The sequence below is a fragment of the Kocuria sp. LHG3120 genome, assembly GCF_049897445.1.
Lineage (GTDB): Bacteria > Actinomycetota > Actinomycetes > Actinomycetales > Micrococcaceae > Kocuria > Kocuria rosea.
Genome location: NZ_JAFCWG010000005.1, coordinates 273,875 through 286,795, shown reverse-complemented (window position 1 = coordinate 286,795; position 12,921 = coordinate 273,875). Strand labels below are relative to the sequence as shown.

General features: G+C 74.4%; 12 protein-coding genes. 2 read left to right on the top strand and 10 right to left on the bottom strand.

The features are described 5' to 3' along the window. Nucleotides 1–26 precede the first annotated feature (26 nt). From ACP7CD_RS12165 to ACP7CD_RS12140, 6 genes are all read right to left on the bottom strand, one after another. Complete coding sequence (locus ACP7CD_RS12165; RefSeq protein WP_426120270.1) at nt 27–1,529, bottom strand: multicopper oxidase family protein; 1,503 nt, start codon at nt 1,527–1,529, stop codon at nt 27–29. Beyond that, nucleotides 1,526–1,798 (bottom strand): SHOCT domain-containing protein, encoded by a 273-nt coding sequence (locus ACP7CD_RS12160; RefSeq protein WP_017831871.1) that lies wholly within the window; start codon nt 1,796–1,798, stop codon nt 1,526–1,528. The genes ACP7CD_RS12165 and ACP7CD_RS12160 overlap by 4 nt, the downstream gene beginning before the upstream one ends. 76 nt (nt 1,799–1,874) lie before the next feature. Beyond that, a complete protein-coding gene (locus tag ACP7CD_RS12155; RefSeq protein WP_109222971.1) occupies nt 1,875–2,546 on the bottom strand; it encodes a DUF305 domain-containing protein in 672 nt (223 codons plus the stop codon). Between the two features lie 53 nt (nt 2,547–2,599). Continuing rightward, a complete protein-coding gene (locus tag ACP7CD_RS12150) occupies nt 2,600–4,813 on the bottom strand; it encodes a copper-translocating P-type ATPase (protein WP_426120269.1) in 2,214 nt (737 codons plus the stop codon). Nucleotides 4,814–4,911: 98 nt separating this feature from the next. Further along, on the bottom strand, nt 4,912–6,057 hold the full coding sequence (locus ACP7CD_RS12145) for a sensor histidine kinase (RefSeq protein WP_426120268.1): 1,146 nt from the start codon (nt 6,055–6,057) through the stop codon (nt 4,912–4,914). Then, nucleotides 6,054–6,755: a response regulator transcription factor gene (locus tag ACP7CD_RS12140; protein WP_017831867.1), complete on the bottom strand. Its 702-nt coding sequence runs from the start codon at nt 6,753–6,755 to the stop codon at nt 6,054–6,056. The genes ACP7CD_RS12145 and ACP7CD_RS12140 overlap by 4 nt, the downstream gene beginning before the upstream one ends. Nucleotides 6,756–6,953: 198 nt before the next feature. Between ACP7CD_RS12140 and ACP7CD_RS12135 the strand changes: the two genes are divergently transcribed. Next, the gene (locus ACP7CD_RS12135; RefSeq protein ID WP_323634171.1) at nt 6,954–8,366 is read left to right on the top strand and encodes a phenylacetate--CoA ligase family protein; all 1,413 of its coding nucleotides are present in this window, start codon (nt 6,954–6,956) and stop codon (nt 8,364–8,366) included. 91 nt (nt 8,367–8,457) lie between these two features. Here the strand turns inward: ACP7CD_RS12135 and ACP7CD_RS12130 are convergent, their stop codons facing one another. Beyond that, on the bottom strand, nt 8,458–9,639 hold the full coding sequence (locus ACP7CD_RS12130) for an MFS transporter (RefSeq protein ID WP_035924158.1): 1,182 nt from the start codon (nt 9,637–9,639) through the stop codon (nt 8,458–8,460). 90 nt (nt 9,640–9,729) lie between these two features. Here ACP7CD_RS12130 and ACP7CD_RS12125 point away from each other — a divergent pair, with 90 nt between their 5' ends. Next, complete coding sequence (locus ACP7CD_RS12125; protein WP_426120267.1) at nt 9,730–10,311, top strand: TetR/AcrR family transcriptional regulator; 582 nt, start codon at nt 9,730–9,732, stop codon at nt 10,309–10,311. A gap of 78 nt (nt 10,312–10,389) precedes the next feature. Here ACP7CD_RS12125 and ACP7CD_RS12120 read toward each other — a convergent pair whose 3' ends face one another. From ACP7CD_RS12120 to ACP7CD_RS12110, 3 genes are all read right to left on the bottom strand, one after another. After that, nucleotides 10,390–11,028, bottom strand: coding sequence for a YczE/YyaS/YitT family protein (locus ACP7CD_RS12120; RefSeq protein ID WP_422386539.1), 639 nt, complete (start codon nt 11,026–11,028; stop codon nt 10,390–10,392). Nucleotides 11,029–11,143: 115 nt separating this feature from the next. After that, on the bottom strand, nt 11,144–12,049 hold the full coding sequence (locus tag ACP7CD_RS12115) for an SDR family NAD(P)-dependent oxidoreductase (RefSeq protein ID WP_426120266.1): 906 nt from the start codon (nt 12,047–12,049) through the stop codon (nt 11,144–11,146). Nucleotides 12,050–12,099: 50 nt separating this feature from the next. Beyond that, entirely contained in the window at nt 12,100–12,816 is a 717-nt protein-coding gene (locus tag ACP7CD_RS12110) for an HNH endonuclease family protein (protein WP_017831861.1), read from the bottom strand. Nucleotides 12,817–12,921 lie beyond the last annotated feature (105 nt).

The following is a 12,921-nucleotide window of genomic DNA, read 5'->3' as shown; positions in this document are numbered from 1 at the left end:
CCGCTCTCGCCGAGCCTCAGCGGACCTCAGCGGGCCTCGAGGGTGCCCATCATGCCGAGGTCCTCGTGGTCGAGGATGTGGCAGTGGTAGACGGTGCGGCCGGCGAAGTCGTCGAAGGCCACCCGGACCGTCACCTCCCCGAAGGCCGGGACGTTGACCACGTCCTGCCACCGCGGTCCGGAGACCTCGCGGCCCGCCTCGGCCACGACCTGCATGGGCCACACGTGCAGGTGCACCGGGTGGTCCATGGGGCTGGAGTTGGTGAGGGTCCACTCCTCCACGGTGCCCACCCGGACCCGCTGGTCGGTGCGCCCGGCGTCGAACTCCCGGCCGTCGATCGTGAAGGACATCATCTGCCCGGGGCCGCGCATGCCGCCCATCATCCCGCCCATGCCCATGCCCATCCCCATCCCCATGGCGAAGTCCAGGGTGCGCCGGGCCTCGACCGGCTCCTCGCGCAGGTCCCGCGGCGCCGGCCCCGCGGGCACGGGCCCGGCCGGCTCGACCGGGTCCCCGGCGACCTCCAGGGTGAGCAGCTCGACCGGACCGCCGGAGCCGGGACGCTCCCCGCCCGGGCCCGTCATGCCGTTCATCATCCCGTCCATGCTGCCGCGGTCCACCGGGGTGGCCACCAGGGTGGAGGTGCCCGCCCTGGTGGCCACCAGCAGCTCCACCCGGTTGCCCGGCGCCAGCGTCACGTCGGTGACCTCGAGCGCCTCGGGCAGCCGGCCGACGTCACGGCCGGAGAGCCGCAGGTCTTGCCCCTCCAGGCTCAGGCGCAGGAACCGGGCCGGGCAGGCGTTGACGACCCGCCACAGCTCCCGCTCCCCCGGTGCCGCGCTGGCCCCGGGACGGACCTGGCCGTTGACCAGCACGCTCTGCCCCTCCCGGCCCATCATCCGCTCGGGCGGGGAGACCTCGGCGAGGTTGCCGGAGGCGTCCAGGGTGAGGTCGGAGATCACCAGCACCCGCTCCCGGGCCACCGGGACGGGGTCGGGGTCCTCGACCACGATGGCCCCGTAGAGCCCGGCGGCGAGCTGGTCGGCCACGTGCCCGTGGTGGTGCGGGTGGTACCAGTAGGTGCCTGGCGGGTGGTCGTCCGGAAGGGCAAACTCGTAGTCGAAGGAGTCTCCGGGGGCGATGCTCACGAAGGGGTTGTCCCCGTTGCCCGCCGGGGAGACGTGCAGGCCGTGCACGTGCAGGTTCGTCGGGTCGTCCAGGCCGTTGGTCATCGCCACCCGGAGCGTGTCCCCGGGGCGGACCCGCAGGGTGGGCCCGGGCAGGGAGCCGTTGAACGCCTGCACGTGCGCGGTCCGCGCCCCGATCCGCACCCGGGCGGGGGCGGCCGCCAGGGCCAGGTCCAGGGCCCCGTCCCGGCTGGACAGCACCTCGGGCTGCAGCAGCTCCCGGCCGCCGCCGATGGCCTCACCCCCGCCGCCGGTCCACCACAGCCCGGCCCCGCCCACGGCCGCGGCGCCGGCGCCGGCCGCGCCCAGGGCCAGCAGCTGCCGGCGGGTCAGCGGGCTCACCGGTCGCCCTCCTCCAGGGTCCGCAGCCGCTCCCGGAACTCCTCGGTGCTGATCTCCCCGCGCGCGTAGCGCTCCTCGAGGATTTCCCGGGACCGGCGCGGGCCGGCACCCGTCGGCGGCGCGGAACCGCCCTGCCGGGTCCCGCCGCCCGAGTTCCCGGTGAGCAGCTTCACGAGCACGACGACCAGTACGACCGTGCCCACGACGAGCAGGAGCCAGAAGATCCACATCCAGCCCATGCCCCCTCCCATGCCGTCGCCCCACATCATCGCGGTCCTCCTTCGATCGGTCGGTCGGCTTTTGCCGGCGGCCGCCCGTGGGCGACGACGCCGGTCACCGGGGCGGTCAGGAACCGTCCGGCAGCTCCTGGAGCATCTGCTCCATCTCGGCGATCTCCGCCTCCTGGTCTGCGACCACCTGGCGGGCGAGCTCGACGGCCTGCGGGTTCTGCCCCTGCTCGATCTGCTCCTGGGCCATCTCGACCGCGCCCTCGTGGTGGACGGTCATCTGCTCCAGGTACAGCTGGGCGGCCCCGGTGCCCTGGGCGTCCTCGAGGGCGGACATGTCCTCCTCGCTCATCATCCCGCTCATGCCCGCCCCGGAGCCGTGGTCCATGCCGTCCATGTCCTCGGCGTCGGCCAGGGGCTCGGCCTCCCAGGCGGTGAGCATGTCGTTCATGCGCTCGATCTCCGGGCCCTGGGCGTCGATGACTCTCTGGGCGAACTCGGCGACCTCGGCCGGGACGTCGTCCTTGGCCAGCAACATCTCGCTCATCTCCACGGCCTGCTCGTGGTGCGGGAGCATCATCTGGGCGAACATCACGTCCGCGTCGTTGTGCTCGGCGGCGATCGGCTCGCCGGAGGCCGCACCGGTGCTGGTGGCCGCAGAGGCGGAGGCCGCGGGGGCAGCGGTCTCCGCGTCCGTGCCGGCGCCCTCCTGGGCGCCGCTGGTGCCGCAGCCGGCCAGGGCGAGGGCCGAGGCCAGGGCGAGGGTGGTGAGGGTGGTGGAACGCTTCACGGTGGGTGTCCTTCTCTTCGGTTCGGGGGTCGGGGGTCGGGGGTCGGGGTGGTTCAGCGGGCGGGGACGGTGCCGGCCTGCTCGGGGGCCCGGCGGTCCTCGGTGCCGACGGAGGCCAGATGGGCCGGGGCGAGGTCGAGGCGGCGCAGCAGCTGGGCGTTGAGCGCCACCACGATGGTGGACGCCGACATCAGCACCGCGCCCACGGCCGGGGACAGCACGATCCCGATCGGGGCGAGCACCCCGGCGGCCAGTGGCACGGCGACGACGTTGTAGCCGGCGGCCCAGACCAGGTTCTGGATCATCTTCCGGTAGCTGGCCCGCGACAGCTCGATCATCGACAGCACGGACCGGGGGTCGTTGCCGGCCAGGACCACCCCGGCCGACTCCATGGCCACGTCGGTGCCGGCGCCGATGGCGATGCCGACCTCGGCCCGGGCCAGGGCGGGGGCGTCGTTGACGCCGTCGCCGACCATCGCCACGGTCATCCCCCGGGACTGGAGCTCGACGACCTTGGTGTCCTTGTCCTGCGGGAGGACCTCCGCGAAGACCTCGTCGATGCCCAGCTCGGCGCCCACGGCCTCGGCGACCTGGCGGGCGTCGCCGGTGATCATCGCCACGCGCACCCCCCTGTCCTGCAGGGCGGCCACGGCGGCGCGGGACTCGGGACGGACCTTGTCCTCCAGCGCCAGGGCGCCGATGACCGCTCCGTCCCGGAGGACGTGGAGCACCCCGGCGCCGCGCGCCACCCACTCACGGGTGGTGCCGGCGATCGTCGCCGGCGTGGACAGGCCGAGCTCGCGCAGCATGTTGGGTCCGCCGACCGTGATCTCGGCGCCGTCGACCGTGGCGCGGACGCCGCGGCCGGTGGCCGATCGGAGGTCGGTGCCGCGCAGGCCCAGCCGCTGCGCCTCGGGGTCCTGGGCGGCCGCGGTGACGATGGCGCGGGCCACGGGGTGCTCGCTGTCGGCCTCGGCCGCCGCCGCGAGGGCCAGGAGCTCGCCCTTCGAGGTGCCGGGGACCGGGGCGGCGCCGGTGACCGCGTGGGCGCCCTCGGTGAGGGTGCCGGTCTTGTCGAAGAGCACCACGTCGATGGTGCGCATCCGCTCCAGGGCCAGCCTGTCCTTGATCAGCACCCCGGCCTTCGCCGCGCGCTCGGTGGAGATCGCGATGACCAGCGGGATCGCCAGGCCCAGGGCGTGCGGGCAGGCGATGACCAGCACGGTCACGGTGCGGATCACCGCGTCGTCCGGGCTGCCCAGCAGCGTCCAGGCGACGGCGGTGAGGATGCCGGCGGCCAGGGCGAACCAGAACAGCAGCGCGGCGGCACGGTCGGCCAGGGCCTGGGCCCGGGAGGAGGACTCCTGGGCGGCCGCGACCATCCGCTGGATCCCGGCCAGGGCGGTGTCGGCGCCGACGGCCTCCACCCGCACGCGCACGGTGGTGTCGGTGGCCACGGTCCCGGCGACCACCGTGTCGCCGGGTGCCCGGCTGACGGCCTTGGACTCACCGGTGATCATGGACTCGTCGAACTCGGCCGTCCCCGCGACGATCTCCCCGTCGGCCGGGACCCGGGCCCCGGGGCGGATCAGCACGACGTCGCCCACGGCCAGCTCGGCGACGGGCACGGTGACGGTGTCACCGTCGACGACCTTCTCGGCCTCGTCGGGCAGCAGCGCGGCCAGGGCGTCCAGGGCGGAGGACGCCGCCCCGAGGGCGCGCATCTCCATCCAGTGGCCCAGCAGCATGATGACCACCAGCAGGGCCAGCTCCCACCAGAAGTCGAGGTCGAACCCGCCGATCCCCAGGGTGGTGACCCAGGAGGCGACGAAGGCGACGGTGATGGCCATGGCGATCAGCAGCATCATCCCCGGCTGCCGGCTCTTCAGCTCGGTGAGTCCGCCCTTCAAGAACGGCGCCCCGCCGTAGACGAAGATGACGGTGCCCAGCACGGGAGGGACCCAGGTGGAGCCCGGGAACCCGGGGACGGAGTAGCCCAGCAGGTGCCCGACCATCGGGCTGAAGACCACCACGGGGACCGCCAGCACGAGACTGAGCCAGAACTTGTTCCGGAACATCGCCGTGGAGTGCCCGGCGTGCTCGCCGTGGGTGTGGACCTGGTGGTCCTCGTCCACCGCCGAGTGGGCGTGCTCGTGCGGCATGGCCTGTCCGTGGGTGCCGGCATCGGCGTGCTGCTCGTGGCCGTGGGCGTCCGCGGGCTGCTCCGGGGCGGCGGAGCGGCCGTGGTCCTGGTGCGGGGAGCTCATGATCTTCCTCCTGCGAGAACTGGTGTCCGCTCGGTGGGGACCGAGGTGGTCCTGCTCCTCCTAGGTATATACCCCTAGGGGGTATAAGGCAAGGGGGGTCATCGGCTGATCCCGGCCGGCGCCGGCCCCGCCCGCTGACGGGAGGGCAGCTCCACGGTGAAGGCCGTCCCGGCGCCGGGCCCGGGGGACGTGACGGTCAGCGTCCCGCCGTGGGCCTCGACCAGGGCCCGGGAGATGGTCAGGCCGATCCCGGAGCCGCCGTGGTCGCGGTCCCGGGCGCTGTCCCCGCGCCAGAAGCGCTCGAACACCCGGGGCAGGTGCTCGGCGGCGATGCCGTCGCCGGTGTCGGCGACGGTGACGGCCACCTGCCCCGAACCCCGCCGGGCGACGCCGAGGGCGACCTGCCCGCCGGGCGGCGTGTGGCGCAGGGCGTTGGTGAGCAGGTTGCCCAGCACCTGCCCCATCCGCTGCCGGTCCACGTCCACCACCCCGGCGTCGTCGTCGACGTCCAGGACGAGCCGCACGCCCTTGGCGGCGTACGCCTCCCGGTGGGCCTCCGCGGCGGAACGGACCAGGTCGCCGGCCGGCTGCGAGGCGCGGTCCAGGTCGATCCGGCCCTCCTCGGCCCGGGAGACGTCGTGGATGTCCTCGACCAGCCGGGTGAGGCGTCCGAGCTGGTCGGTCACGAGCTCGCCGGTGGCCTCGTCCCACTGCGCCACCTCGTCCTGCAGCGCCTCGCAGTAGACCGTGAGGACCGAGATCGGGGTGCGCATCTCGTGGGCCAGGTCCGAGAGCATCCGCCGCCGGAGCTCCTCGGTGCGCTCCAGCCGCTCGGCCATGGCGTTGAACGAGGCCGCCACCGCGTCCACCTCGACGCCGGCGCCGAGGGCCGGGACCCGGGTGTCGTGGCGGCCGTGGGACACGCCCCGGGCCGCCTCGGTGAGCGCGGCGAGGGGCCGCCGGAGGCGGCGGGTGAACAGCCAGGTCACCGCCGCGGCGCAGATCACGGCGGTGCCCAGGGCCACGCCCAGGACGATGAGACCGGCGTCCCGGTAGGCCCGCTCCACGTGGAGCAGCTCGGGGGAGTTCTCGGCGTGCCCGGCCATGATCAGGTGCTCGTGGAAGATCGGGGGCCCGGCCAGGGAGGCGACCGTCACGGCGGCGAGGATGCCGGCGGCCACCACGAGGGCCTGGGCCAGGAAGAACCGGGAGGCCAGGCCGCGGGGGCGCCGTCGCCGGGTCATCGCGCCACCATCCGGTAGCCGACCCCGCGCACGGTGTCGACGAAGGCGGCCTGGTCCTCCCCGAGCTTCCGGCGCAGGTGCCCGATGTGCACGTCCACGATCCGTTCGTCGCCCACCCAGGAGGGCCCCCACACGGTGTCGATGAGCCGGCGGCGGGTCAGCGCCTCGTGCGGCCGGGCCGTCAGGGCGGCCAGCAGCTCGAACTCGGTGCGGGTCAGCGCCACCGCCTCCCCGCCCACCCGCGCCTCGTGGGCCGCGAGGTCGACGGTCAGCTCGCCGAACTCCCGGGCGGGCTCGACCGGGGCCAGCGTGGTGCGGGGCCGGCGCAGCACCGCGGCCACCCGGGCGACGAGCTCGCGGACGCTGAAGGGCTTCGTGATGTAGTCGTCGGCCCCGGCCGCCAGCCCGGCCAGCTTGTCCTCCTCGTCCCCGCGGGCGGTGAGCATCAGCACGTAGCACTCAGAGAAGCCCCGGATCCTGCGGCACACCTCGATGCCGTCCAGCCCCGGCAGCCCCAGATCCAGCACCACCACGTCCGGGCTCCGGTCGCGGGCGGCGTCCACGGCGTCGGGGCCGGTGTGGACGGTGGCGACCTCGTAGCCGCCGCGGGCCAGGTAGGTGGCGACCATCTGCGCCAGCGGCTTCTCGTCATCCACCACCAGCACCCGCCCGGCCGCCGCGTCAGTGCCAGGATTCATGACTTCAGTGTCCTCCCCCGCCGCGGCGCGGCGGCACCCGGGGGCGGTCAGCGCGGGAATCTTCGCCAAACCTTCACGGACCACGCCGCGGGCCGGGGCGCCTTGGCCGACTGCCGTCCGTCCGGAGAACCGGTGACCGATTCCGTCACCTGCCCGGCGGCCCTGTCTCCCCCGGCGCCGGATTCCTAGAGTCGTGCCATGGGGACACGACGGAGCGCGGCGGCTGGCGCCCGGGGGGCCAGCGCGACCTGGGTGTGGTGGGACGCCCGCCGGGCCCACCGCAAGGGTCCGGAGGCGCTCCGCCGGCGGCAGCGGGAGCGGCTGGCCGAGCTCGTGGCCTTCGCGCGGGAGCACTCCGCCTACTACCGGCGGCTCTACCAGGGCCTGCCGGGGCGGGTCGAGGACGTCACCTCCCTGCCGGTGACGGACAAACGGCAGCTGATGGCCCACTTCGACGAGGTCGCCACGGACCCGGCTGTGACCCTGACGGCGGTCCAGGAGTTCGTGGCGGACCCGGCCAGGATCGGTGAGCGGTTCGCCGGGAGGTACCTGGTGGCCACCACCGCCGGCACCACCGGCACCCGGGGTCTCTTCGTGCTCGACGACCGGTACCGGGCGGTGACCTCGGGGATGATGGCCCGGCTGTCCGCGGGCTGGCTGTCCGGGCGGGACCTGGTGCGGCTCACGGTGCGCGGGGGCCGGTTCGCCGCGGTCGTGGCCACCGGCGGGCACTTCCTGGCCGTGGCCACCAGCACCCGGGAGATGCGGGAGCGACCGCGGCGCCACCGCCGGCTCAGGATCCTCTCGATCCACCGGCCGCTGCCCGAGCTGGTGGCCGAGCTCAACGCCTTCGGCCCGCTCATGCTCGGCGCCTACGCCAGTGTGCTGCGCCTGCTGGCCTCCGAGCAGGAGGCCGGGCGGCTGCGCCTGCGCCCGGTGCTGGTGCTCAGCACCGCCGAGGGTCTGCCGCCGGACGAGCGCACCCGGATCGAGCGGGCCTTCGGGGCGCCCGTGCGGGAGGTCTACGGGTGCACCGAGATCGGCTACGCGGCCTCGAGCTGCGCCCGGGGCTGGCTGCACCTGGTCGAGGACTGGGTCGTTCTCGAACCCGTCGACGCCGAGCACCGTCCCGTCCCGCCCGGGACCGTCTCGCACACGGTGCTGATGACGAACCTGGCCAACCGGGTCCAGCCGATCATCCGCTACGACGTCGGCGACCGGGTCCTGATGAAGCCGGAACCGTGCGGCTGCGGGAACCCGGCCCCGGCCCTGCGCGTGCAGGGCCGGGCCTCGGACGTCCTCGCCTTCCCCGACGACGACGGGCGGGGCCTGGTCGCGGTGCCCCCGCTCGCGCTGGGGACCGTCATCGACCGCGTCCCGGGCGTGGAGCTGTTCCAGGTCGTGCAGACCGCCCCTGCCGGCCTGCGGGTGCGGCTGCTCCCGGCGGCCGGCGAGGACCCCGAGCAGGTGTGGGCCGCCGCGCTGAGCGCCGTCACCGATCTGCTCGGCGACCTGGGCCTGGGGCACGTCGCCGTCGACCGGGCCCCGGAGGCACCGCAGCAGAGCACCGGCGGCAAGTACCGCACCGTCGTCCCGCTCCCCGCACCATGACGGGTCCGCCGGATGGTCGCCTGGCGGGCCTCGCCGGACGGACGGGGATCGAGCTGCCCGGTGCTCGTCCTCGTGGCCCGCGTGCGCCTGATCAGGCCCGCGGGCTGCCGGCCCCCTCGGGGTGCGGGGCCGGCGTGGTGCGGGAGGACCGCGCCCCGGACCGGCCGCTCAGGGCGGGCAGCACCGCGAGGATCCCGAGCGCACCGGCCACGGCGAAGGCCAGGACCGGGGCGGCGGGATCGAACAGGACGCCCAGGAGGACCGAGCCGGCCGCCTGACCGACGGCGAGGGCGATGAACAGCACGGCGGTGCCCTCGGACACGCGATCGGGAATCACCCGCGCGGCCCAGACGATGAGGACGCCGGACAGGGCGGTGTAGCCGGCCCCGAACACGGCCGCGGAGACGAACGCGGCGAGAGGCGCCCCCGGCGCCGCGCCCAGGACGACGGTCGCGCCGGCCATGGCCACCGCGGTCGAGACCCACGCCGTCCGCAGGCTCCAGACCTGGACGATCTTCCCGGCGGCGGCGCCCAGCACGCCGAACGCCCCCAGGACCATCCAGGCCGCAATGGAATAGGACTCCTCGCCCGTGCCGGACTCGGCCATGGCCGTGCGCCCGAAGGTCCAGATCGCAGCACTCGAGGCGCCGGCGAGCGCCGCCGCGGCGATGGGCAGGGCCAGCGACACCAGGTCACGGACCCGCACCCGTGCAGGCCCCTCCGCGGTCGGAGACCGGTGCGCGGACTGGTCCGCCCGGAGGGTGGCCACGGTGGCCGCTGCCACCAGGACGGCGATGGCCGCCCATCCCAGGCGCCACTGGTCGATCGTGAGGAGCATGAGGAGGCCTGCGACGACGATGCCCGCTCCGGTGCCGGCGTTGACGACCGTCTGGGCGCTCTCCTGGCGCTCCGGAGCGAGGTTGCGCTCGATGAGCGTGACCAGGCCCGGGGTGGCGAACCCGGCGCCGGCACCGGCGAGCACCACACTCACCGCGAGGACGACCGCGGTGGGCGAGGCCGCCACGCCTGCCGTGCCCAGCGTGGCCGTCGCCCCCGCGCACACCACGACCAGGCGCGGGCGGGCGGCCAGGCGCGAGGCGAGCACCGCGGCGAGGCAGAAGGAGAGGAAGCTCCCGGCCTGGATGAGCCCGGAGACGGCCGAGCCCATCTGGAAGGTCTCGGTGAACCGGGGCAGGAAGAGGCCGTAGCCGAAGCGCGCCAGCCCGTAGGTCGCCGCGATCAGTGCCATCCCGCTGATCACCAGAGCTCGCATGGAACTCCCTCTCGCACGTCGCTTACCAGAACGATCGTAACGCTACACCAAAACGCTCGTTCTGGAACGAGGGATCGATACAGTGGTGGGGTGACCACCGTCCCGCGACTCCCCGCGCGCACCCGGCTGCTGCAGGCGGCCGACCGCGTGCTGTTCGACCGCGGCATCCGGGCCACGCCCGTCGACGAGCTGCTGCGCGAGGCGGAGGTGTCGGCAGCCACCCTGTACACGCACTTCGGCAGCAAGGACGCCCTGGTGGCCGAGGCGCTGCGGGTCCGGCTGGCGGACTGGCGGTCGGTCTGGGACCAGCACGTGGTCGCGGCCGCCGACGACACGGCGCGGCTGCTCGCGGTGTTCGACGCCCTGGCCTCCTACCGGCGGGACCAGCCCCACCCGGCGCGCTGGTGCGCCTTCCTGGCCGCGGCCACCGAGCTTCCCGAGGCCGCGGACGAGATCGGCGCCGTCCTGGCCGCGGACACCGCCCTCCTCACCGAGCGACTCCTGCACCTCTCCCGGCCCCTCGCCGGGGGACGCGCCCAGGACCTGGCCGACGAGGTCCTCCTGGCCTACGGCGGGACCCTGGCCGCCTTCCTCCGCGGCACCCCGCGCTCACCGATCGAGGTCGGCCGCCGCCTGGCCTCCGCCGCGGTCCGAGCCCACCGCCGCGACTGAACCCCCAGCGGCGGGCGGCTCCGGGCCCCGATCCCAGTGAGGCCACCTCGGTGCGGGCGTGCAGATCGGGGCCTGGCGTCAGCGGTGGAGACGGACGCTCAGCCTGGGCAGCAGGACCTGGACCAGCGGCCCGATGGCCAGGGCGTAGAGCACCGTGCCCAGCCCCACGGTGCCGCCGAGCACCCACCCGGCGAGCACCACGACCACCTCGATCGAGGTGCGGACCACGCGCACCGATCCCCCGGTGCGCCGGACCAGGCCGGTCATCAGCCCGTCCCGCGGGCCGGCGCCCAGGTGCACCCCGATGTAGGCGGCGGTCGCCACGGCGTTGAGGAGCACGCCGGCGAGCACGAGCAGCACCCGCAGCGGCAAGGACTCGACCGGAGGCAGCACCGCCAGGGTCGCGTCGAGCACCAGCCCGACCACCACGGCGTTGCTGAGGGTGCCCAGCCCGGGCCGCTCGCGCAGCGGGATCCAGAGGAGGAGCAGCAGCACGCTGACCACGATGACCACCGTGCCCATGCTCAGCCCGAACTGCCGGGACAGCCCCTGGTGCAGCACGTCCCACGGGATGACACCGAGCTCCGCCCGCACGAGCATCCCCATGGTGATGCCGTAGAGCACCAGCCCGGCGAAGAGCTGCACGAGCCGCCGGGGCAGCCGGCGCGACCCCGGCCCGTCGATCGAGCGGGCGAGGGCGCGCGGACTCCAGTTCATGCGGATCATCTTCGCACCGGCGGGGCCCTCCCTGCGCACGAGCCGGAATCGCCGGCGAGGCCGCCGCCCGCCCGGCACGTCGTCGGCCCTCCGCGCGGCCGAGGACCGGCCGGCTTCAGATCCGCCGGGTGCTGGTGATGCCGCCGTCCACGTGGATCTCGGCGCCGTGGAGGTAGGCGGCGTCGTCGGAGACGATCCAGGCGACGGCGACGGCGGCGGCGATCTCCTCCGGGGTCCCGGGACGCCCGGCGGGAGTGGCGGCCGTGATCCGGGCGATCACGTCGTCGGCCGGGGCGTTGACCGGGGACCGCGTCGCTCCGGGAGAGACGGTGTTGACCCGCACACCGTGCGACCCGAACTCCGCCGCCCAACTGCGCGCGAGCTGGATCTGCGCCGCCTTCGTCGCCGAGTACAGCCCCACGACAGGGCTGCCGACGTGGGCCATCCACGAGCCGATGACGACGATTGCCCCGCTGCCGTTCTCGACCATCCCCGGCGCCAGGGCGGCCGTGAGCACGTGCGGGGCACGCACGTTGACGGCGAGCGCGGCCTCGAGATCCGCGTCGGTGAGGGAGAGGGTGTCCACGGCGGGGCACACGGCGGCGTTGTGGACCAGCGTGTCGACGTGACCGCCCAGGGTCTGCGCGGCCGCGCGGGCGAAGGCCCGGAGGTCGTCCGCGGGGGCGGTGAGCTCGGAGGCGATGAGGTCCGCCCGCCCTCCGCGGTCGCGGATCCCGGCCACCACGCCGTCCCCGCGGGCGCGGTCACGGCCCGTGACGCCGACGTACCACCCTCGAGCCGCCAGTGTCCGTGCGGTGGCGGCACCGATGCCGCTGGTGGAGCCGGTGACCAGAGCGGTGCGGGTTCGTCCCAGTGGTGTCATGACCCCATGCTCGCCGGGGCGAGCCCGGATGGCCACAGCCGGCTCGAGCAGGACGGGCAGCACGCCGTTCCCGACGACGTCGTCGTGGCGCTGCGGCGCCCGCTGCACCCGGGCAGGATCGAAGCAACCCCTCTGCACGACCCGGCCGCTCCTCCGCGCCGCGCCCGCCCGGGATCCGTCCGCCCGGCTCAGGCCTTCCTGACGGTGAGGGTGACGTTGGGGCAGGAGGCGGCGATCCGGGTCAGGGCGGCCTTCTCCGTGCTGTCGACCTTGAGACCCCAGCGGATCTTCACCGCCACCCACTCCCCGACGTAGCCGCAGCGGTTCCGCGGCGGCATCCAGGCCTCGGGGCCCCGGGCCTGCTTGGCCGAGTTCAGCGCGGAGGTCTGGGCGCTGAGCGTGCGGTGGTCGCCGAGGTCGTTGTAGAACGCCACGCGCTTGGCCTTCGTCCAGTACCGCGCCCCGGAGCCCCAGGCCTCGTGGACGGGCACCGTGTGGTCGATCTGCACCGTGGTGGCCGAGGTGTGCACCCTCCCGTCCCAGGTGGTGATCCAGCGCCCGCCCTTGACGGTGCAACGCTTGCTGGTGGTGAAGCTGATGCTCGCCCTGGACTCGTTCTGCAGCACCTCGGCGCGGGTGTTCTGGCAGTCGCGGTTGGCGTCGTTCCAGTCGCCGAACTGCCTGGCCCGGTCATAGCCGACGTTGTTCTCCCCGGCCACGGGCAGGGACTTCACTGCGGTGCGCAACGAGGCGCTGTAGGTCGTCGCCGCCTCGACGGGCATAGCACCACCGACGAGGACCAGACCGGCCACGACCACCGATGCCGCGGCAGTCCGGAGCGGGCCGCCGACAGTGGGCGAGCCGTCGCCGGAAGGGCGGGCACGGAAGAGCATGCTGAGGAACATCGGGGGCCTCCAGGAAGGGGGATGAGGCGCCGGCGCGGGCGTCACTCCATCCTGGCATCGCTATTGCAAATACATGCAACGTGTTGTGGTCACACTTTTGGGGAC

Coding starts and splice junctions, on each gene's coding strand:
- ACP7CD_RS12160 (WP_017831871.1), bottom strand. CDS start 1,798: ATGATGTGGGGCGACGGCATGGGAGGGGGCATGGGCTGGATGTGGATC.
- ACP7CD_RS12150 (WP_426120269.1), bottom strand. CDS start 4,813: ATGAGCTCCCCGCACCAGGACCACGGCCGCTCCGCCGCCCCGGAGCAG.
- ACP7CD_RS12145 (WP_426120268.1), bottom strand. CDS start 6,057: ATGACCCGGCGACGGCGCCCCCGCGGCCTGGCCTCCCGGTTCTTCCTG.
- ACP7CD_RS12140 (WP_017831867.1), bottom strand. CDS start 6,755: ATGAATCCTGGCACTGACGCGGCGGCCGGGCGGGTGCTGGTGGTGGAT.
- ACP7CD_RS12135 (WP_323634171.1), top strand. CDS start 6,954: ATGGGGACACGACGGAGCGCGGCGGCTGGCGCCCGGGGGGCCAGCGCG.
- ACP7CD_RS12130 (WP_035924158.1), bottom strand. CDS start 9,639: ATGCGAGCTCTGGTGATCAGCGGGATGGCACTGATCGCGGCGACCTAC.
- ACP7CD_RS12120 (WP_422386539.1), bottom strand. CDS start 11,028: ATGAACTGGAGTCCGCGCGCCCTCGCCCGCTCGATCGACGGGCCGGGG.
- ACP7CD_RS12110 (WP_017831861.1), bottom strand. CDS start 12,816: ATGTTCCTCAGCATGCTCTTCCGTGCCCGCCCTTCCGGCGACGGCTCG.